This window comes from Snodgrassella sp. (assembly GCF_024103505.1).
Taxonomy (GTDB): Bacteria; Pseudomonadota; Gammaproteobacteria; order Burkholderiales; family Neisseriaceae; genus Snodgrassella; species Snodgrassella communis.
This window is the reverse complement of the sequence record NZ_JAGGIJ010000004.1, coordinates 181,107-202,315: the sequence shown is the minus strand read 5'-3', so window position 1 is coordinate 202,315 and position 21,209 is coordinate 181,107. Positions and strand designations below refer to the sequence as shown.

General features: G+C 40.5%; 17 protein-coding genes. All 17 read right to left on the bottom strand.

Going from position 1 to position 21,209, the window contains the following annotated elements; genetic code table 11:
- Positions 1-51: 51 nt before the first annotated feature.
- Complete coding sequence (locus J6578_RS06140; protein ID WP_287954116.1) at positions 52-3,846, bottom strand: NIDO-like domain-containing protein; 3,795 nt, start codon at positions 3,844-3,846, stop codon at positions 52-54.
- A 38-nt stretch (positions 3,847-3,884) separates the two neighbouring features.
- Positions 3,885-4,745, bottom strand: coding sequence for a rhodanese-like domain-containing protein (locus J6578_RS06135; RefSeq protein ID WP_287954115.1), 861 nt, complete (start codon positions 4,743-4,745; stop codon positions 3,885-3,887).
- 1,503 nt (positions 4,746-6,248) lie between these two features.
- On the bottom strand, positions 6,249-6,848 hold the full coding sequence (locus J6578_RS06130) for a L,D-transpeptidase family protein (RefSeq protein WP_287954114.1): 600 nt from the start codon (positions 6,846-6,848) through the stop codon (positions 6,249-6,251).
- A 618-nt stretch (positions 6,849-7,466) separates the two neighbouring features.
- Complete coding sequence (locus J6578_RS06125) at positions 7,467-9,806, bottom strand: SdrD B-like domain-containing protein (protein ID WP_287954113.1); 2,340 nt, start codon at positions 9,804-9,806, stop codon at positions 7,467-7,469.
- 2,186 nt (positions 9,807-11,992) lie between these two features.
- Positions 11,993-12,190 (bottom strand): Rz1-like lysis system protein LysC, encoded by a 198-nt coding sequence (gene lysC, locus J6578_RS10375; protein WP_093093817.1) that lies wholly within the window; start codon positions 12,188-12,190, stop codon positions 11,993-11,995.
- Positions 12,144-12,479 carry a hypothetical protein gene (locus tag J6578_RS06120; RefSeq protein WP_287954112.1) on the bottom strand — a complete coding sequence of 112 codons (336 nt, stop codon included), beginning with the start codon at positions 12,477-12,479 and terminating at the stop codon, positions 12,144-12,146. The genes lysC and J6578_RS06120 overlap by 47 nt, the downstream gene beginning before the upstream one ends.
- Entirely contained in the window at positions 12,479-12,919 is a 441-nt protein-coding gene (locus J6578_RS06115) for a M15 family metallopeptidase (protein WP_202984294.1), read from the bottom strand. The genes J6578_RS06120 and J6578_RS06115 overlap by 1 nt, the downstream gene beginning before the upstream one ends.
- A gap of 167 nt (positions 12,920-13,086) precedes the next feature.
- Positions 13,087-13,422, bottom strand: a complete 336-nt coding sequence (locus J6578_RS06110; RefSeq protein ID WP_141683464.1) for a hypothetical protein — start codon at positions 13,420-13,422, stop codon at positions 13,087-13,089.
- Positions 13,419-13,895, bottom strand: coding sequence for a hypothetical protein (locus tag J6578_RS06105; RefSeq protein WP_287954111.1), 477 nt, complete (start codon positions 13,893-13,895; stop codon positions 13,419-13,421). Before J6578_RS06105 ends, J6578_RS06110 begins: the two co-directional genes overlap by 4 nt.
- 91 nt (positions 13,896-13,986) lie before the next feature.
- Positions 13,987-14,199, bottom strand: coding sequence for a CopG family antitoxin (locus tag J6578_RS06100; protein ID WP_239365947.1), 213 nt, complete (start codon positions 14,197-14,199; stop codon positions 13,987-13,989).
- Positions 14,196-14,534: a BrnT family toxin gene (locus J6578_RS06095; RefSeq protein ID WP_239403158.1), complete on the bottom strand. Its 339-nt coding sequence runs from the start codon at positions 14,532-14,534 to the stop codon at positions 14,196-14,198. The genes J6578_RS06100 and J6578_RS06095 overlap by 4 nt, the downstream gene beginning before the upstream one ends.
- 176 nt (positions 14,535-14,710) lie before the next feature.
- Complete coding sequence (locus J6578_RS06090; RefSeq protein WP_287954110.1) at positions 14,711-15,718, bottom strand: hypothetical protein; 1,008 nt, start codon at positions 15,716-15,718, stop codon at positions 14,711-14,713.
- A complete protein-coding gene (locus J6578_RS06085) occupies positions 15,718-16,266 on the bottom strand; it encodes a hypothetical protein (protein WP_239428413.1) in 549 nt (182 codons plus the stop codon). The genes J6578_RS06090 and J6578_RS06085 overlap by 1 nt, the downstream gene beginning before the upstream one ends.
- An 11-nt stretch (positions 16,267-16,277) precedes the next feature.
- A complete protein-coding gene (locus tag J6578_RS06080; RefSeq protein ID WP_287954109.1) occupies positions 16,278-16,820 on the bottom strand; it encodes a hypothetical protein in 543 nt (180 codons plus the stop codon).
- A 124-nt stretch (positions 16,821-16,944) separates the two neighbouring features.
- The gene (locus tag J6578_RS06075) at positions 16,945-18,447 is read right to left on the bottom strand and encodes a hypothetical protein (RefSeq protein ID WP_287954108.1); all 1,503 of its coding nucleotides are present in this window, start codon (positions 18,445-18,447) and stop codon (positions 16,945-16,947) included.
- Positions 18,448-18,456: 9 nt separating this feature from the next.
- Positions 18,457-20,592: a hypothetical protein gene (locus tag J6578_RS06070; RefSeq protein WP_287954107.1), complete on the bottom strand. Its 2,136-nt coding sequence runs from the start codon at positions 20,590-20,592 to the stop codon at positions 18,457-18,459.
- A gap of 11 nt (positions 20,593-20,603) precedes the next feature.
- The gene (locus J6578_RS06065) at positions 20,604-21,194 is read right to left on the bottom strand and encodes a hypothetical protein (RefSeq protein ID WP_287954106.1); all 591 of its coding nucleotides are present in this window, start codon (positions 21,192-21,194) and stop codon (positions 20,604-20,606) included.
- Positions 21,195-21,209 lie beyond the last annotated feature (15 nt).

The window sequence follows — 21,209 nt, the reverse complement described above, 5'->3', positions numbered from 1 at the left end:
TTTTTGTTTGCATGTTATGACCCTTGTATTTGGTTAGTTTTTAGTTGTTAGTTATTTGGATCCGCTACCTGCCCCACCTGTTCCACAAGCTGCATCAGGTGTACAGCCTGGAGTAATAGGCATAGCTGCTGGCGAACCGGCACCACTGCTACCAAAGCTACCGCCACCACCGCCTAGTGAACCACCGCCAGCCCAACCCCAGCTGGTACTTTTGGTAGAACATTTTTTACCAGAGTACTGATAGAAGCGTCCGCTGCTGCTGCCTTTGGAAATATCTCCACTGGGGCATTCACTTTGGTGTGACTCTTGGTAGCTTGCTTCGTAAGAAGTGCAGTCTTCCTCATCATCCGCAGGTGCTGCGCGTAATAGACTTGCAAATGTGTTGGTTCCGGTTTGTGCCGATGCCTTCTGCTTTGGATCCAGAGCGGTAACTTTATAGGAAATAACCACTTTTTCTTTTGGTTTGAGTACACTGGGTACTTCTCCAAAAAATTCATACTTGAATCTGGAATCTGTTTTAGGCAGGTTTAACGACACATTATCGGCCTGTACCAGTCCATAATTACTTACTGTAATCTGGCCGGTTTTTTCTTCTCCAACCTGCATACCACCAAGATTGATAGACAAGGGTTCCAGCAGAATTACCGGCGCTGGTACCTGTGTATTGAATGAGGCATTCACGTTAATGTCATAGACATCTTTTATGGTGGTTTCGGTTACATTAAACTCAACATTTACTGTTTGGTATTCCAGAAAAACGTGCTGATTGGTGGTGCTGTCTGGCTGAATGACTATACGGCCACTGGCATCCATATGATTAGGTGCACTAACCCGATAGCGGTAGATACCCGCGGGCAGTTTACTTAATGAGGCAATGCCATCTTTATCAGTATTAAGGGTATACTGTTCAGTTAATACGCCATCATTCTGTAGTTTGATGGTTGCCCCTTTAACGCCTTTAATTGGCTGGCCTTGTGCATCCAGTGTGGCGGTATAAATATCAGCCACATCAAACTGGACAATGCCTTGTCCACTCTGGGTAACAGAGATGCTTACCGGAATGGTGCCGGAAAGTTTGCCGCCTGTAGACACTCGGATGATAAAGTTGTAGATGCCGTCTGCAATGCTGTTATCTGGTTGTGCCATGATTTGTACGGGTACTTTTTCATCTACCGCAATGGCATCAATATTTTTATCACTGGCAATAAATACCCAGCTCGGTGCAGGATTACCCTGTTTATCTACCAGCTCTATCTGAACATTTTCAGCTTTCGCCAAACCCTTATTGCCTACGCTGACATTGGCTGTGGTACTTGTATTCTGCTGTAAGCCAGTCTGGATATAGCTTGGAGATGCATACAGATCGGGCATGGGCTGGCCAAGCTGATAATTAATCTGTAATTTACCCCGTATCAGATCACCTGAATCTTCGGCAAACGCAACCAGATACAAGCTGCCTTTTTCTGCAGCGCTATTATCTGCAGTAAATTTAATTGTTGTGGGGCGGCTTTGGCCAGGCGCAATATCTACTGCTTCAGTCTGGATATTGATGCCTTGTGGTAACACGCCATCTGGCTGATTCTCAGGCGCAAGCACCCAGCGCAATTTTTTCGCACCGGTACTGGCTGTAGCATTAACTTGTATCGGTGTGGTAATAGTACGCGGTGCTTTAAGCTGATAGCCCTGAATATTAAAGGCAATCCGGTTAATGGCAAAGCTGCCCTGATGGGTAACAGTTTTTTCATCAGGGTGAATAATACCTACCTGATAAGTTCCCGAATCAGATTCCTGAGGAGTAAAGGTATAGGAAAAATGGCCATTTTCATCTGTGGCAACCGCCATTTTTCGCTCAAAACCTTTTACATTCAATACTAGCTTCAGCGGAACATTGGCTGCGGCCGTATTATCAGCACGATACAGTGCCTGACCAGTAATGGTAACTGGCTGCGGGCCATAGCTAACAGCCGGGCTGATTGTGGTGATTTTACCGGTATAAGGTGTAGGTGGTGGTGCCGGCGGTTCTATTTTGACCTTGACGGTGCGTGTAATGGTCACTGTTTTGCCACTGGTATTGGTGACTTTTGCTGTTAGTTTATGGCTACCGTTATCCTGCATGGTAAGTGGCCAGTGTGCCTGATAGGGACGTTCTGTTAGTGTGGCAAAACGTTTGTCATCAACCAGCAGCTCAACTTTTTCGATACCTAGCTCATCTGCTGCATCTACCTGAATATCTACCGGAGCGGCAAGGGTTTGATTATCGCCGGGTGTGGTAATGATACCGGTAGGTGTAGGCAAGGTAAAATCAAATGATACAGCTGCGCTGGGTTCACTGTGACCATAATCATTTTGCCCTACGGCATGCAGGCGGTAACTACCTTCTTTGCTTAACTGAACATCCTGATTAAAATAGCCTTGGGCATCCACGACAACAGGCTGACCAACTGCTTGGTTATTCAGATATAACTGTACTTTACTACCAGATTCGGCTGTACCCTGTACCTTTAATTGGGCGGTTTTAACCTTTGTCTGGGTAACCGGACTGATCAGTACTGGTGGTGTAAGAACAATAGCCGCAGCCTGAGTGTAGCCAGAGCTGTTACCGGCTTTATCAATCGCATTCAGACGGGCATATAAGGCACCAGTAGATGGCATATTATCAATCTGCACACTATTGGCTTGAACATTAATGTCTTTATCTACCAATGGCTGATTAAAATCGGGATTATTTGCTATCTGTAGATGTACTGAAGCAATCCCGCTCAGGTTATCGTTGCTGGTGTAACTAATTCGAACCGCACTGTCATTAACGCGATTAAATTTATTCAGCTCAATATCTGGCTTGGTAGTATCAATCGTGGTGGTGCCAGATCGTACAGACCATGGCTCCCATGTACCGCCGTTATTAATACTTCCCCTTACTCGGGCACGATAAGATTTGCCATTCTGTAAACCATCATTAAAAGTAAACTGATTGATATTATTCAGTACTTCTTTATGAACGGAATTACCGGAAGCATCCTGAATTTCGATTTCCCAAGTATTAAGTGTATCAATTTTCTGCCATGACCAAGCTGGTGCCTGATTGCTATAGCGGGCAGCTGGTTTTGGCGCCGGTGGCGTTAACCCCGAGATATCAATAAATTCATATTCGGCATTTTCATCTTTACTGTAATCGGTTAAATCACCATTAGGCGTAAATAAAATTGCCTGTTCTGGTTTGATTGTATCAGCCTTATTGCAACCTATCTGCACATTGCTTGGCCGCATACCCTGTATACCAATAGTGGCTTCTTTGCCTTTACTGCGATCATCATTTAATGAACGATATTGATATTTAATCTGGTTTGATCCTTCATACAAAATAGCCTGAAATGTGCCCATAGGTAGATTGGAGCCAAAGAAATACTGATTTGTCCATTGAACAATTAACTTTCTTTCAGGTGCTTCACCCTGGGTTTCGTATTTAATGGTTCCTGTCGTTTTCCCGGCAACATTGGTTCTTAAATCATCCCAGAATACATACAACGTATTATTCAGTGCCGGCAGGCAATAATTGCTATAACTGGTTGTTGGATTTTCAAATTGCAATAATCCATTAGTGCTGACATAAAATTTATTATAATTTTTGCCATAATAATTAAAATCAAAGCCTATTGGTAATGCACCACTGACTATATCGTCACCATTCAGACGCGTGTCGGTACCTGCATAGCTTGATGCATAGGCAATTGTACATAATGCACAAAAAATCATTACATATGGTTTTTTCTGCTTATTTTTATGCTTTTGTTGTTTTTTCCGGTTTAAACTGGGAAACCGGTTTTTCCAGTATTGATAAATATTCATTGTGTGCCCCTCATTGGTCAGAAAGCTCCTTAAATAAGTTATATGGTTAACCGGCAAGGTCTGGATAGGCTCTGTCCGGCATGTTTGCTTAATTTTGTTTGTTGTTGTACATAGTGCTGATAAGCAGTTATTCCCCCTCGCAACCAAATGATATTGGCCGAATCGGCAAAACTGATTTGCTGTTGCAATCTTTTTAAAGTCTGCTCATCTGGGCTAATTAGCACGTAGCGGATAAAATCATCACTGCTTTTAGCGTTATTGCGGATAAACTGCTTTAGTGCTGATGCTGTTATTTGTGTTTGTGCAAATTGTTTAACTGGTTGTTCTGGTAATGTCGCTAACTGTTCAGCATTCAGGCCTAGGGTAATAATCTGCCAGTGAATGGTTTTGCCTCCGGATAAAAACTCTTCCGCAGTAATTTCCTGCTGGCGCAACTGTGCGGGCTGGTGTAATTTTTGCCACTCGTAAATACCACCATTTAATGCAAAAATATGCTTAAAACCTCTTTTTCTTAAACGGTTAATGGTTTGATTAACTGATAGCTGATCAAACCCGCTTCCAACCAGAATAACGGGTTTATCAAATAAAAACTGAGCACCAGATAATTGGTGGAGCGGAATCGCCAGCATATCCAGTCCTGATTCTTTTTTAACTGCGCCCTGCCTAACATCTACCCAGACTACATGCTGTAACTGCTGCTGGCTTAGCTGCTGTATGGTTAGCCAGTTTTTTTTATCTAGTGGCTGTTTATTGCGGTTATCAGGCCAGCTTATGGCTACAGGCAATATTGTCGAATCAGGCTCATTATTTTGGCAGGTAGTAGTATCCTGCGCGAATATCTGGGCGCTAACAAAAACTAATAATCCGAAAAATACAATAATCTGTTTGAATTTCAGCATATCTATATCTTTTTATTATTTATTTATGATTCCTGACTAGTATCCGGCCAAAGATAAAGCCTTTGTATACACAAGAATATGAACATATATTCGCTATATTTCAGTTCTTTATACCCATATTACATATAAAATATTAATCATCTCATAATTAGACTGATTATTATGCTAATAGAGTATACAAAGTAGATTATCCGCACTTTGGAAACAATAAACAGTCTGTTAGCTGTAGAAAAATTTAGCCAGATAATTATTTATCCAATATAACCTTTTGATTAACAATATTATAAAATTCATTTAGCATAATAAAATTCATTCCAAATACTAATACCAAATGCATATCGGAAAGTATTGAGGTAAATCAATAAATTTTCAATTTTCCATATAGTATTTAATTACTGGGTTAACCTGATTTCTCTATATTCAAATATTAATCAAATTGCCAGAACTTTCATTCTATAGCCTTAACAGTATGTACATTGCCAGTATTGGCAATAAGGCGTGTCTGTTTTTACTTTATTATCCACTTCAATTCATTCTGCTTACCATTGCAGTGTAATGAGCCTGTAATTTCGAATAATAATAAAACGCCTTTTTCAGCTATCAGCACTATCCGCACTTGGCTAACACATGCTGTACTGAAAAATTAAATTTAATAGAATTCAACATCAGAATATTTCAGAGCTTTGTATTTTGCGCTCAATCTTCTTTTTATGTCTGAATCCAAACTGGGTATCGACCGTAGCTAATTAATATAGCATTACAGCACCAATATCATTTTTACTTAATAGCAATAATTTAATCTAAGTTGTTTATGAATATTATCATACCTTATTCTTTATAAGCAAATTATTTGCACTAACTGATTTAATAAATTAAAAATCCTCGAATCCTCCAGCTTACTCACAATAAAAATACTTGGCCGTGTGATTTGTTGATTTTAATCACTTAAAACGATTACTAGTCTACTACATGCAATAATAAGTTTCTGGCTATTTTATCTGTCACTCAACAAATATGGATAATACCAACCAATTATTGCTTTTATCTGGATTGGTAAGTTAGAGATAGTGCAGAATTTCTTTATACCATTGGCATGGTAAAAATATTTACTTTATCAGTTAAAGAAAATTGGTCAGCTTGATGCTTTGCAAACAGATTAGTTACTGTATGCGTATTATCTGTTAGCACAGTATGCTTAATTTTTCTGGCTATAGTATTAGCCTGAGCAGATAAAAGCCTTATATGTTTTAGTAAATGATAACAAATTAGAAAGAAAGGCCACAGAAAAAATTTATTTCCGTGGGCTGTTTGAATTCTATAATACTGTTTGTATTACCTGACAATATAATGCTGATTATGCACGCTGATATCAGGAATCCGCCGTTGAGATTGAAAAATATCATAAGCAGGTTTCAACTCCTGCCAAAAAGCATAGTGTGCAAAACCTTGATATTTTTTCATATTGGCCGTATGCATTTTGAACGGAAAAATATGTATTGGGACTTATGTCTGACCACTACTTAATGCCTGACTGACCAATGCATAGATTTCTTCTATACCTTTATCTGTCATGGCATAACAGCCAATGGAAACACATTTGCCATGTATCATGATATAACTGCCTGTATAACCTTTTGACCTATCGTAGGTATTCGGATAGCCAATATTAAACGCCAGATGATAATTGCTGTTTGGATTAAGCAGATTTCTCTGAGTAGCATAAAATCCTTCCGGACTTTTGCCATCTCCTTCCGCTTTTTTAGACCCTAAACCACCAGAGAAAGTACATATTTTCCATGTTTTAGATAATTGGTATTGCTGATTTTTATGTTTATACCAGATTTCCAGTATACTTTCCTGTTTGAATAGTCTCAAATAAAGTTGATCACCGGGAACCGGAAAATTGGTGCTGGCAACTTGTGTCTGATTTATAACAGGATGGGTATTGCCAAGGTTGTTTAATATATCATTATTAGTGTATTTTGTATCCAAATACGCTGGCTGATTTTTCAATACAAAGCAAATGCCGACAATTAAACTAAGCAGACAACAGATAATATTGTAAATAAAAAATTTTTTATATCTAGATTTAATACCTACCAACTTTTTTCTTTCGGAATAAATTAGCAACCAACAATCCAATAAAAGCGGCAATTAAAAATATCAGGCTGGATAGGCAAAACAGATTTCCGATTAGTCTCGACATATCTTTTTCTCGCTATCTGAACAAGATCAGTGGTAATCATGTTTAATCATTTATAAACAAAAATTTCTATTAGTTCATGCTGCAATATTGCCTATATATATTATAAAAGCGAACAAATGTAAATGCTATTGATATAGTATCTGAACTTAAATTAATTTAATTGTAATTTTACACTAATCTACCGGTACAATTGATGTAACGGTTTTCTGAATGCATTTTTATAAAATGATGGTTTATCAATTAATTTTTATTGTTTTATCAGCTATCAAGTGTTGGCCAATTAAATAGTAAAAAAACTGGCTGCTTTTTGAGCAGCCAGTTTACTTTACTTGGTTACTTCAGTATCCACGCCACTGAACTTATATAAATCACTACATTTTCATCAAGTACCGTAAAATCGGCGACATTAGCACTGATTTTACGGTATGAATTAAAATGCTTTTATTCGTAGCTTGCAACTGCCTAGTAACCAATCACTACTAACCTACTTCGCAGATGGCTTAATTGGCTATTTTTCACATCTCGTGTACTGACACAGGAAGTGTAACCGAATTATTACTTGTATCCGGATCGGCGAGCTGGCTCTGCACCCGGGCAGTAAAATCACCCTTACCATCGGCTCCAGTTACCTTTATTGTTAGCAATACAATAGCCGCTTCGCCTAATGGCAGCTTATTAACCCGCTTCTCTGCCTTATTGTAATTGCCCATCAGTACTTTCTGGCTGGTTATTTGCAGATTAGAGCCTAAAACAGGTTGCAGATAAATATTGTGTGCATCCATTGGCCCCTTATTGCTGATAGTTAATAGTAACTGCACACTATCATCAGGTAGTGTAGGTATCCGTCGCAGTTTTTCAACTTCCAGCGCAATATCAGCTACACCTGATTGGACAGCAACGCTAACCTGATTATTATTTAAATCGGCATCTTCAGTCTCACTATTTACCCGAGCAGTGAACTGGCCAACTTTTTCGGCACCAGTTATTTTTACTGTTAGCAATAGTTTAGTACTTTCGCCAGATGCAAGCTGATCAATCCGCTCATCCTGAGTATTATAACTGCCCGCTATGATTTTCTGGCCTGTAATTTCAAGATTATCAGATAAATTAGTCTGCAAATAAATATTGCGTGCGCTGCCTGTGCCCTGATTGGCAATAGTTAGCAATAACTGAGCCTCATCTTGTGGCAATACAGAATCCCATTGTACTATTTCAATATTCATTGAAACATCTGCTTTACCAGCTTCAGAAGGCTGATTAGCTTGTTGCTTGGCAAACAGATTATTTTCTGCATGCATATTGTCTGTTAGCACAATATGTTCAATTTTTCCGGCTACCGCATTACCTCCGGCACTGCCCGCAATGGCGGGGCCATCAATCATACCTTCTACATCGGCAACCCAGATGGAATAGTCGCCAGCCAGTAATTTATCGAAAATAAATTTACCAGAATCATCGGTATAAGCAACCTGATCAACTCTGTTGCCAGCGTTATCCTGACCAGACAAAACAACTTTAATATGATCAAGCCCCGGTTCTTCATTATTCAGCAGACCATTTGCATCCAGATCATTGTAGACTTTACCAGCAATCATGCCCTGAGCCTGAACACTATCATGTGCAAATAAATTATATTTTCCGGTTGAATTATGATCAAATACATTCACATAATAAGACCAAGACAGATCTTTATTACGCGATTTGGATAACCAAACATTATCATTTAATAAATGTTTGCCATCCGAGCGTACAACATCTTTCGGCTGCTTGCTACCCTGAAAAGGATCAGGGACTTTAGCATAGACAAACCCACTGGTAGCTGGAAAATCTAGCTGATAGCTACCACTGACTGTTTTTAAAGCAGCGTGATCACTTTGCTCGGTTACTTCTGTATCCACACCACTGGATTGGTACAGGCGCACTACATCACCATCAAGTGCCAGAAAATCAGCAATATCATCACTATCAGGTAAATCAACTTTTACATCATGAATTAATGTGTGCGTATTCGTGGCTTTTAACAGGCTGGTAACTGCACCACCTAAAGTATCAGCATGGGTAAATGTTGCCTTAAAATCAGTAAATGTGCCAGACAGACTGGCGGTCATATTCCAGCGACCAACAGTAGCTGCATCCGCACCGATATCGCCAAAATTCAGTAACAGACTCTTGCCAGCAGGCTGATTTCCAATATAACTGCCTAAAATACTGAAATCAACCAGTAAATTCTTTTTGTTTTCCACAATTTTAGGCTGAGCCGAATCAATCATGGTTTTATAGGAAATACCTTTACCCTCATTTTTGACGCGTACACCCAAAGTAAATGGAACGGGCGGTTCCTCCTCCGCAGTAAAAGGATCATCGCCATAAACTTCACCTGGCAAAAAATAATCCAGTGTCAGCAATGGCTGTGGTTTCACTACAACGTAATCAGGCACAACATCAACCGTGGTTTCCTGACCATTTAGCTCATAGGTAAGTCTGGCACCAATATTGTAAAGTGTGTCTTTATCTTTAGCCGCTCCATATGCCGGTATAATCAGCCAGTGAATATCTGCATTGGATTTTGCGGTTATCACACCTGTTCCGCTGATATCATTAACTCCGGAGAGGGAGTTAATACGATAGAAAAATTTGGCTTTACTATCCTCAGTTTTCTGAGTTACCTCAACCTGCTGATTATCCTTATCAGTAAAAATCAGCTCAACCCGGATATTTTTCAGCTTATCATCCAGACCATTTTTAATTAGCATTCGTGCATCAAAAGCCTGTCGCTCAAAAGACAGTTTCTGCTCAATCACGATTTTAACTTCTGCACACTCTACATCTTGCGCGAATACTGAACTGGCTGGCATTATGCTACAGAAAAAAAATGCCAGAAGAGTCAATATATGGCAAAACGCTTTGCAATATTTCAATAACGTACCCTTCATTATTTAACCTTTATATGTCATTATTTATCTTATTGAATTTACAAATAATATAACCATTACCGAAGTATCATTGGCACATTTATCTGTTTACTCTCCCTTTAATGTATTATTTCAAGTTAGTTTCAATTTATATTTAAATCTCTTTTATTCTTCATCTGCTATATCCATGTATTATTGTGTTTAAAAAAATTGATTTATTTAGGTATTTTTATATTTAAGTAATCAAGGTCGCATTAATTCATAATGAATATTAGTGTAGTGAGTTTTCATATCAGACTATACCGACATTAAGCATTGGCAAATTTCCAATATGCTAAACGATATTACCGTCACTAAAGATTACCTATCAGTTAGCTAAACTCGTTTACAGACCCAGAAGCCAGCACAATGGCAATGCTGCTGGCAAAATAAATTTACCTGAAATTGGTATATAAAATAACAACCAAAGCTTGATTAAGGCGCGTTAGCTGTTCAAATTATGTGCTTTAATGCAGCTAATAAAAATAAAACTGTCTGCTCGTTTATGCCATGCAATGAGCAATATAAGGGTTATTCCATTTTTAATCAGAATAAAAACGCATTTTTTAGCTTCGGCTTAATAGCTGGCATCAGTATATTTTTCTTAACCATCGACAAGTGCAAAACAACGGTTTGTTTAATCTGAGTTTGAATTAGACTTTTGAGTAAGTTTTCTCTTTATGTAGAAAAAATAATAAATTACTCACTTACCTTTCAGCACAACACACTAGTCGGCAAATTACTCGCAATCATTTTGCCATAACGATAATTTTATCTGTAGATAGAAAAGCTGTTTATAAAATTTTCTGGCACTATTTAGTTACTTAATATTAAAAATAACAACTGTATCTATAAATCAATATATTTCATTAAGGTATAAAATATCGTGAGTTAAGCAATTTACCTGAATTAAAGCGGCTTGAATTAACCAGATTCATGCTTAATATTATCTTTATCAATTATCTATATTAACTCCATTTCTCGTTATTCCCTTTTCCATATCATCCAAGATACTAACCATTATTGAAAAAAATGTTTAAAACATATTTTTGTACGAAAAACTGATATTACGCTATTAAATTTTAAAATATTTTTTTAACTATACTCTCTTTTAAGCCTAATTTGCAAGTTTTAATCTGGATAAACTGCTTCAGATGTTGTTCGGTTACTGTATTATTTAAACCAATTATTAGTAATGTTACCATTTATATGGTTTTTTAGGATAAGTTATTAGCTTGGGTGATAAATGAAGTAATACTATTTCTTGAATGATAATTTAGCATTGTTAAATCGATAATAATCATTAAATATTATTACATATTTAACAGATTATATTAACGGCACTATACTCAAGTATGTCATTAAAATAAACATTTCTGACAACAAAAATGGCATTAATTTGAACCAATAAAAAGTATAATCGCAGACACTAACAATTGAATTCTGAATCAGACTTCCCTGTGGCACAGAAGTCGAATCAATATGTCAAATTAATATCAGTATAATCAGAAAAAAACAGCATACCCCGCGCAAAACCCGCACAATAGTTTTAGCAAATAAAAAATTAGACGCCCGCTATCGCCTAATTATCCTTGCTAATCAATATTTTATTTAGCAAAGGTAAGCGGAATCGAACCGCTGACCTCTTGCATGCCATGCAAGGTATATTAAATTTAATTTTTTATTAATCAAAGTGTTAGCCTCTTGCGACTATTAACACTATTATTTTAAACCATTGTATATACGTGCATTACCAGACGGTACTGACACCAGATTGGCACCATAATTTTTCTGGCAGTATGAGCCAAATTGAACGCTTTTAACTGCAAAAACAGCTTAGCGTAACTATCTTCTAAACTGAGCTTGCTACGATTCAGTTGTGGTGTTCTCCCCCACAACTGAATTTCTACCCCATACAATAGAAACCCCAAAATGGTTAGATGCAATTGTGTGTATGATGTATAATTTTGGGTACCACCTTAAATTATTAATTATTAAATAGTTACGAGTAAATATGAACGATTTGGGTACCAGATAATACATTTCAACCGTGGTGATCTACACCACGGTTAATCTTTTACTTACAAGCTTTACTGAATAGCTTTTACCAGCGCGCTATGCCGCCTTGCACAGTCGTTATACTTCCCTACTACCCCAACTGCCCACGGCAAGATGTCTGCGCCTGTAGACCCGTTTAACGGGCTTAATTCAGGGCAGGGCTCGACAAGGTTGGCTGGAATGCTAGCGACTGCTGATTGCTTCGTTGATGATGCGCACCCCTGAAGCATCCAGACACACATTAGTGTACACAGGAACTTTAACAATCTTTGTAACTTGTGCTTGTCGTTCATCTTGTTTTACCTCACTCTTCGCTTTCTGTTTCTCGTATTCTTGGCTGGCTTTGTTAGCCGCCTCCTGCTGTTTGGCCAAAGCTGCCTGATACTGCCGCCGAACTTCTTCCGCGCCCTTGCTATAACCTTTCTGGTATTGCTTGCTACCGTAGCTAAGTGCTACAAACAACACCATCAAGGCAAGCAAAGCCCAAGCTCCCACAGCCATGTAATTAATGTATTTCATTACAACACCTCAAAGTGTGGTAAATCTTTGGTTTTCTGCCAGTTGCCGCCCCAATTGATTTTTACACCCAATTCTGCCGCTGCCTGTTTCATAGCTGCCGCAATAGCTTCGAATTTTTTAGGGTCAGAATCTTTCATATTTATTGGATATGGGTAAATATCAACAGCGCGGCCGGTTGCATGTTTGCTGGCCAATGGCGTGCTAACCCATGTAACCTTTTTTTCGTTGGGTCGGGCGTATTTAGGGTCGATGCCTTTTTTGATGCACTCACTGGCCGTACGGCCTTTGCCATAATTGATTGAACATTGTTCTTTACTGCGTTTACCCTCAACAACAGTAAAATCCTGCGTAGAAATCTGAATAGCTCGCTCAACCACCTTAACCAGATTAGGATTAACACCCTGTAGATTGTTTAAAGAACGTTTGCCTAATTTGTACATAATTCCATTTCCTATATGAAAAAAAAGACAGTCCATAAAATGGCTGTCTTTTTGCTTGAAAAATTAATATTACTAATCAGTGTTTTACAATACAAAAAACTGCAGGTTTGCTGCAGCGTGAATTGTTTTTTACATGAATAAAATTAATGCAAAACCAATTGCGTATTTTATTTCTGCCTGTCGTCTGTATCACCAATCATCTTTTCTGCCCTGTTACAAACCGCATTGATCAGCTTTTGTGCCAGCTTCGGTGCCGTGGCCTTGAATGCATCCAGTAGAGACGTGGAGGCCATACCAGCAAATACACCAGCACCTGCAAATAGCCAAGGGTGGTTCTGCGTGAAGAAATATTCCGTTAATGCTGCCGCAAAAACCATGCCTATAATGATGAATGTAACGGTTAGTACTGTCCCATAGCGTTTGTAATCAGATACCACCAGCGCGCCTAGAAAGCCGCCAGCAAGGGCAAAGCAGTTGGCTAATGTGAAAGCCTCGTTCATCATTCACCGCCTTTTTTGTCTTCTACCTGTTTGGTGTGTTTGATTAGATTCCTGCCGGCAAGGGCGCAGATGATGGCAATAACAGGATAGGTGGTCATGCCTGTAGACAAAGGCGGGTATGCTGCGATAAATGCTCCGGATATAACCACCCAGATTAATGCCGACCAGATCAGGAAACAGCCAGACAGGATATTGCTGCGGCTGGACTGAAAAAAGGCAGCAAATAGCTGCCCTGCTGCCACAATTACCAAGATGGCCACGAATATCTTAGGGTGTAGATGCAGAAATTTTTCGTATAAGTCCTCTTTAATCATCTCTTCGCCATGCAGTGCAAATACTAGTGCAAATCCCAGCATGGCAAATCCGCTTAGTACTTCGATTATTCGTGTGCCGGTACCAAATAACCAATCTTGGCATTTATCCGGTAAAAAGCGTAAATCAAGCAACCAGTGCAACCATTTAAATGCTTTAAGCATGATGTATTTACTCCATAAAAATACCGCCAATAGGCGGTTAGTTGTTTAAATAAAAAAGCCGCCCGAAAGCAGCTCGTGTAACTCAAAGTAATTATTTATTCCATTTAATATCTGGTTTGCGTTTATTTTCAGCACAATCCTTTAAAAATAAATTGATGAGTGATTGATAAGGTAATCCTGTTTCTTCGGCCAACTCTTTAAAGTAGCTAATACTTTTTTCATCTATTCGAATCGTAATTGTCTTCTTTAGTTGGTTGGCATAGGGATTTGGCTTAGCATTACTAAAATCGTATTCTTTTTTCATAGATATTCCTCATACTGTTTACGCTCGTGTTTAGTAGCAGTTCGTGCAGAAATAAGGCGAATGCTATCACCACGTTCACAATGAACTACTACAAGAACACGTAGGTTTTCGCTCATTCCTAATAATACAAAGCGGTCTTCACTTTCTGAGTGCTCAGGGTCGGAAATGATTAAACCATGCTCATCCCAAAACACGGTAACAGCTTCTTCAAAAGAAATGCCATGTTTTTTTAGATTAAGCTTCGCTTTTTCATTATTCCATTCAAATCCATCAATCACTTTCTCTCCGTTTGCTATTTGTAAATATATTATATTTACTTTAACAATGTTAGGCAATACCAGCCCATCACTGGGTACAGGTCTAAGCTGGCATTTGGTCTGTAAATCTCATCACCAATGGCATAAAGCTGTTTGGGATAAGCTTGTTCATTTTGGTTTTATACGTGCCAATACCTAAGTTACTTTTTATCTCTTTTTCAAGTGATGAAAATTAAACCTCTAGGGAAAATCAATTAATTCTTTTTACCGGGTTTTCCGACACCTTGATTTCCATTTCCGATGGCGTCAGTTGGATCGTATTCATCGCCTTTATCTATTGGAATAGATGGTATTGGTTGATTCGGGTCAGATGGGTTAATTTCCGGCGGATTTTTTGGCTCAACTACATTTATACCCATACGCATTAATAAGCCACCGGCTTCGTCATCTATATAAATTACGCCACCATCAATCGAATCATCATACTCTTGTGCATTCAGAATATTGTTAAAATCGAACATATTCAACGGATGTCTGAACACTTTCGCATGGGCAACACCTCCGTTGAATGCGTATAGTCTTTCTTCTGGGTTTGGATAACGAAAATCTGATGAAAAAAGACAGAAATAGGCCAGCGATTTCAGCGGTGTTATGTTTACTTTCATTAGTAGGGGGAAATTTCTGCGGCAAATGCTGTCTAAGCCGTATCCGTTTTCGCCTTGGAAATTAAGCCCTATGCTTGTCCATAGGTCGTCTCCGTTCAAATAGATGCCAGTTTCTGTTTTATTAAATTGTGGATTAATGCCAGCAGGAATGTAATAAGTCACAATTTGCTGATTGACAATCGCTATAACCAGTTTTTCACCGGTATTTGCCTCGTAATCTGTATCTTTACTTCCATATAATACGCATAAAATCATGGGGGAATCAGGGAATTGGCCGGGCTTGATGCGTATTGCCAAGCTGTTGCCATAAAGCTCCACGCCCGGGCTTAGTGGCATTTCTGCACTCATTGGATATTCTGATTTATAGTTATAGAGTAGCACTCCGTCATCATTATTGTGAATGCGACTAAATGCCGCTCTTGCCTCAGTAGGTTGCGGCGACAACAATCTGCCGTTTATTTCATTTTTCCATATGGTATTGGTTATTAATTTTTCGGCAGTAAAGGGTAAATATACAACTGGTTCGGGCAGGGTTTTGCCCAGACATTTGTAATAAATCCAACCATTATGCCCATAGAATTTGAACAATAAACCCATTATTTCACCTCATCGGCATTTTGAAAAATTAAATCAGGCGGGTTGCCATTCCAGTAAGCGCTCTCTTCGAATTCAATCAATAGCTCATCTCCGTCACCCATGTTGCGTATAACGATGGCGGTAAGGCGGTCTCCATCCGGCAGAAATTGCGAGCGACCATTCTGATAGTCAATTTCTAATACCATTTTAAGTCTGTTTGTGGACGCTTCTCTGTCAATGGTATAGGTGTTAATCTTTTCTTTATTAAAGCTGCCGGCAGTTGGGGCGCATGTTATTCGGGTGCCTTGTTCCCAAGCCTTTATGGTGCTTGCCTCCATGCCTGAACGCTTAATTTGCAGATACCCGTTAAAATTTACGACATCGATTAGTTCGAATTCAGTTGCGTCTCTGTTTTGCAGTGTCAGGCGTATATAGTGTTTGCCATCGGCAGGGAGTGCGTTACACAGTTCTTGTGTTGATTTATCGCCCAGTGCCAGGATGCTTTGGTTTTTATTCTGCTCAAGTGCTGCTGTTAACTGTGAACTAAAATTATTTAAATAAATTCTCATAATCTATTCTGTTAATGTAGGGTTGTTAATATTGTATGATTCAGCTCTAAACAGATATTTGAGCCGCCCTCGTCATACCGAACTGTTTTGTCTGTGTTTCTAACCCGGAAGTAAATGGGTATTAATTCTCCGCCAGTTAATGATGCGCCAAACGATATGCTGCCACCTGCTTGGGCTTTATTTAAGGCTGCTTTGCTCAGGGCAATCTTGACGTCATCAGGTGTTAAACGTGCGCCTAGATTCATCCATGTGATGTTTTTATCGAAAATGCAGACGCCGCTGTCGGTAGGCCACTGCTGTTCGCTGTGGCCACTGGTACCGGTGGCTTTACATTTGTACATTAAGCCGTTTGATACGCTCGGTTCTATAATGGTGCCGGTATAGTACTCAGTATTTGGCTGCCATTTTTTTATGTTATCAATCAGTGACAGTTTAATTTCTGGATCAGATACGGGCTTTAATGTGTCATGTGGGTTGAAACTGCCAAAATAGAAGGTGAAATCCAGAATTTCAGCACCCTCAAATCGAAAAATAATAGGTTCGTCAATTCGCATGAAGATTCCATTTTTTTTGTAATACATGCTAAAGCTCATGTTTATGCTCCATTAAAAAAGCCCTCGGCTGGGGCTTGGGTAAGTAAGGTGGCGAAGTTAGTCAGGTGATGTTTTCATGGGCTGGTTAATTCTGTAATACGTAATCGTCTCTGCTGATGCTCCAGCTTTTTTTGCCCAGTCTGTCACTGGTTAGGACAAAGCCTTCGTTGCTTTGTGCGATGTGATACTGGTTGCCGTTTATGTCTTGTAATTCAAGGCTGCCTGATTCCTGTAGTTGGTCGGGCAGTAAATCTTGGCTTATGGGGTGGACTGGTATGAATTTACCTGCTCTCGGGTCAAATCTGAGGTCTATAATGGCACTATCGGGGAAGATGTCGACGCTCCACAGTCGGGTCATGCCTTTTTCAGACAGGGTGATGAAAAGTTCATTCTTTTCTTCGCCGGTTTCGTTGCCCTCTTCGTCATATTTATTGCGGTAATAAAAGGATACGTCCTGTTCAAAATACTGCTGTGCGCCCTCTGAATAGTCGAATGAATGGATGAAGTGGTCACCAAATTTAACTTTAGCAATGTTATCTTTGGTTATTTCTTCATCCCGGGTAATGTCTGCGCTTTTGAGGGCGTAATCTTTAACCAGACCGGCACCGCGTATCAGATCATCTGCAAATTTCCAGCGCGATTCATATACTCGGTAATTATCTGCGGGCAATCCCCAGTAAACATCTCTTGCGTCAAAGGTGTGGTTATATGCGGAACCGTAAAGAAACGGGTTTTGCGGTGTTTTCCATGTGTAAATTTTTTCCCCGCCCTCGGGAATTTTTTTGCCTGCATACTGTTCGGTATTCCAAATCAGGCTGTTCAATTTAGAGGAGTTTGGTTTTTTCTCGGTGATGAAGCTGTTTTTTTGTAGAGATAAGAGGTATACCTCCAGCATTGTATTGCGGGTGTATTTGCTATCTTCGTTTATGTAGATGCAGACAAAATCAAAAATCTGTTTCACTGCTTTTTTGTATTGGTCACGATTGCTTTCCAGTAAGTCTGCTTTTATCGGGACGGTTGTAAAAAACGCTTTGGCATTTAATGGTTTGGTCTTCAGTATTTTATAGACTACATTTTGAAGTGTATTATCTTTCTGCCTCAAGTCGTTAATGCGCATAATACGCTTTGGCATACCCGGTAGGGTTAAGGGGGTGTTTAATATATCCAGACTCAAAAACCAGCGAACGCTAAAGAAGTCGTTGTCTTGCGTAAGTCCTGCGCCGGTTAATACGGCTTCATGGTTATTTTTAAGCTGCAATTTGTACCATATGTAATCACTGAATTTTTTTACGTTGCTGTCTTTACAAATTTCTGCGCCGGGGTCAAGAAATATGCGCACCTGCCGGCCGCTATTAATGTCAAACAGTCCTTCAATCGCGCGCGCTACGTCAATCGATGGGCTGCCGGTGCTGTCGTTAAATTGCAATAATCCATAGATATCAAGGCATTTGTTGCTTTCTTGCTTGTCTCCACCATATGGCATCATGGATACGCCGGCACCGCCAAGCAGTCGCGGGCGGTTAGGGGTACGTTCATAGCCGGGGCGGTATTTACCAAACAGTTTACGAAAATCTTCTTCTAGGCTCATGTTCGATACTCATTTTTTAAGACAGGTTAACCGGGGGAATGGCTCGTTATGCGGTATGGCCAGATTTAGTGTCTGGTCGGCAGCGTTAACGTCCAAGGTGTCGGTACTTTTTTCTTCTATGTCAGGCAGTGGCACTCTGAATGCGATGCCGCGCTTCATTTTGTTTCCTCTGTATACATAACCGGTTTCTTTTCTTACATAGCCATTGCATTCATAGAGTTTGAATTTTGGCTTGCCGATTATGATGGCGTTGCCTTGGTGCTCTTCTTCCTTTTCGTCTTCATCTTTATCAGCATTCGGGTCTTGCTCTATCACTTCTACGCCATACGGGACGGTATAGTCTTTCAGAATGAAGTTCTGCTGATATGCTTCACAGGGCAGTTGCGGCCGCTTCGCTGGTGGCTCTGCTTCGCTGAATGTCTGTTTGCGGCTGCCGGGATTGATGAAGAATTTCCCGGTCAGGGTGGTTTTGCCACGCTTGCTGGTAAAGTCCCAGCTATGGCTGTATGCAGCTATTTTGACGTTGGCGTTAAAGCGTTTTGTTGCGATATGCGCGGTATGGGTCAGGCTGGCAAAGGGTAGGAATTTGCAGTCCATGGTGATGCTGTTTTGCCGGTGGCTTTCGAGCATTTTGGTGTAGCCTATCTGTACGGCGACCCGATAGCCGTTGGCAAATTCGCCCGCAATGATGTTGTCGATGTTGGTTGTGTAGTCACCATTGGGCTGCTTTGTTCCTTTTGGTCTTTTGTAATGCTTTTCACTGCCCCAGTTTCGGGCGGTCTTATCATTATCGCTTTCGTGCTTGATGCTGTAGATAACTTTTTCTTTTTTTTCGCCATGAATGGCAATGGATTCCTGATTCTGTAAGACGATGCTGTACTTTTCGTCAATTGCCTGTTTCCAGCGACGCATTGCTTTCCATGAGGCAGCCAGTGCGTATAGGTTGCTGTCGCTGCCAATCGGAATCTGTACTACGTTGACGATATCATGCCCGTTTTCGTCTTTTTCTCCGGTTGGCTGGTAATCGTATTTGTAGTCAGCTGCTTTCCATCTGATGCCATTATAGATGCCCGGTGGCGGGGTGCCTTTAACCCACCATTCTCCGGTTGTCCAGCCACCACCATTGGCTGCGCTCAGTACATCGGCCAGTTTCGGTGCCGAGCCCTCTGCTGCTACGCGTATGATGTAGTCAAAATCGCTCATAAAGTTAAGGTAGCGATAGCTGAAGCTGATTTCTCTGTGGATGAGGCGGTCAAACTGGTGATGCAGTTCGATTTCTACCCGGTTGACGATGGAAACGGCGCTGCTCATTTCTAATGCCATATTGGCTTCGTAAATATCGCAAGCACTCAGTGTCCAGTCAGGCGCTGTTTTAGGCAGCCATGAGGTCAGATGTGCTTTTCCCTGTGCATCAAAATCAAATGATGCGGGTATGGTGCTTAAGCGGTCAGTGAGCTGTGCATTTTTGGTTTCGTAATTCTGTTCTTCACCAAAAATTGATGGCGACCAGTAACCTATGCTGTGAATGGTGTCGATGCTTAATGCTTCGACCGATTTGCTGCGGTCTTTGGTGGCGCTGAGTATGCGCAGACGGTCTGAATAGTCTATTTTGGGCATGTCTATGATGCCTGAGAATATCGGGTACAGGTATTTGTCTGTCTGTGCGTAAATGACGATCTGCCGGTTATAGTACTGGTACAGGTCAATTGCGCCACATGGTTCCCGCAGGGACAGGCTGGCTGTGGCTGATTCGTCTTCGGCAAAGTGAACTTCACAGGTGCGTACGACGTTACACAGTTCTACGCCGGCTACAAATATTCTGATGGCGTACTTTTCGCCATCAAAGCCTTTGGCGAATCGGGCGCGCATATAGCGGTTTGGTACGGGGTTCAGTACCTGCTGGCCAATCTGTATTAATTCTGTGTCACTTGTGGGCTTAACCATCTGCGCGATACTTAGTAACTCGCCACTGTTATCAACGCAGACGTGACAGGCAAGTGCCAGTAATTCTCCGGTCTGTTGTCTGCTGTATGCTGTGCAGCCAATGCTGAGTAATTCTGTCCCTGTTTGCCCGGGTGCGGCTTGGGCGTTCAGGCTGATTTCTGTCGCCAGTAAGGTTGTATTAAGTGAAGATAAGCCCAGCATAAATAATCTTTCTATGGGTGTCCTGATTGCACGAGTGTGTCGAGCATGGTTTCGCTTAATCTGATGCTGATACACGGGTCGCTGCGGTCGCTTCTGGCGTTTTTATCGCTGTTGCTTACGCGGATATAAACGGGTATGGCTTTCCCCCCTTGCAATTGGTTGCCCAAGCCTAATGCGGCGCCACCGATGGCGGTTTCTAAGCCTTGCTGGGTCAGGGATAGTTTTAGGTCGGCAGCTTTAAATTTTGCGCCCAGATTAGTAAATCTGGCACTGCCGGAAGTGCATTGTTTGTTAACGGCGATGCCCCAGACCGGTTCAGTTCTGCCGGTCTGCCCTGCCTGTACGCATTGATACATGTAACCATTAGCAACCGGCGGTTCTACGATTTGCCCGAAGCTATAGTTTGCTTGCGGCTGCCATGCTTTCAGACGGCTAAACGGAATCAGCATGATTTCCCCGGTTTTGGGTATAAGCATTTCGTGGGTATAAGGGCTGCCAAAGTACAATACAAAATCATTTGTTCCTGTCCCGTTAAAGTCAATCGGATAGGGACTGGCTGCTTCATGTGTCATTTTGGAATCTGTATATAGGGTGAATGCCATAAAAAAACCTTATTA

Coding starts and splice junctions, on each gene's coding strand:
- J6578_RS06140 (WP_287954116.1), bottom strand. CDS start 3,846: ATGAATATTTATCAATACTGGAAAAACCGGTTTCCCAGTTTAAACCGG.
- J6578_RS06090 (WP_287954110.1), bottom strand. CDS start 15,718: ATGGGTTTATTGTTCAAATTCTATGGGCATAATGGTTGGATTTATTAC.
- J6578_RS06100 (WP_239365947.1), bottom strand. CDS start 14,199: ATGAAAAAAGAATACGATTTTAGTAATGCTAAGCCAAATCCCTATGCC.
- J6578_RS06110 (WP_141683464.1), bottom strand. CDS start 13,422: ATGATGAACGAGGCTTTCACATTAGCCAACTGCTTTGCCCTTGCTGGC.
- J6578_RS06115 (WP_202984294.1), bottom strand. CDS start 12,919: ATGTACAAATTAGGCAAACGTTCTTTAAACAATCTACAGGGTGTTAAT.
- J6578_RS06070 (WP_287954107.1), bottom strand. CDS start 20,592: ATGCTGGGCTTATCTTCACTTAATACAACCTTACTGGCGACAGAAATC.
- J6578_RS06105 (WP_287954111.1), bottom strand. CDS start 13,895: ATGCTTAAAGCATTTAAATGGTTGCACTGGTTGCTTGATTTACGCTTT.
- J6578_RS06080 (WP_287954109.1), bottom strand. CDS start 16,820: ATGCGAATTGACGAACCTATTATTTTTCGATTTGAGGGTGCTGAAATT.
- J6578_RS06085 (WP_239428413.1), bottom strand. CDS start 16,266: ATGAGAATTTATTTAAATAATTTTAGTTCACAGTTAACAGCAGCACTT.
- J6578_RS06075 (WP_287954108.1), bottom strand. CDS start 18,447: ATGAGCCTAGAAGAAGATTTTCGTAAACTGTTTGGTAAATACCGCCCC.
- lysC (WP_093093817.1), bottom strand. CDS start 12,190: ATGCTTCAGGGGTGCGCATCATCAACGAAGCAATCAGCAGTCGCTAGC.
- J6578_RS06065 (WP_287954106.1), bottom strand. CDS start 21,194: ATGGCATTCACCCTATATACAGATTCCAAAATGACACATGAAGCAGCC.
- J6578_RS06120 (WP_287954112.1), bottom strand. CDS start 12,479: ATGAAATACATTAATTACATGGCTGTGGGAGCTTGGGCTTTGCTTGCC.
- J6578_RS06125 (WP_287954113.1), bottom strand. CDS start 9,806: ATGCCAGCCAGTTCAGTATTCGCGCAAGATGTAGAGTGTGCAGAAGTT.
- J6578_RS06135 (WP_287954115.1), bottom strand. CDS start 4,745: ATGCTGAAATTCAAACAGATTATTGTATTTTTCGGATTATTAGTTTTT.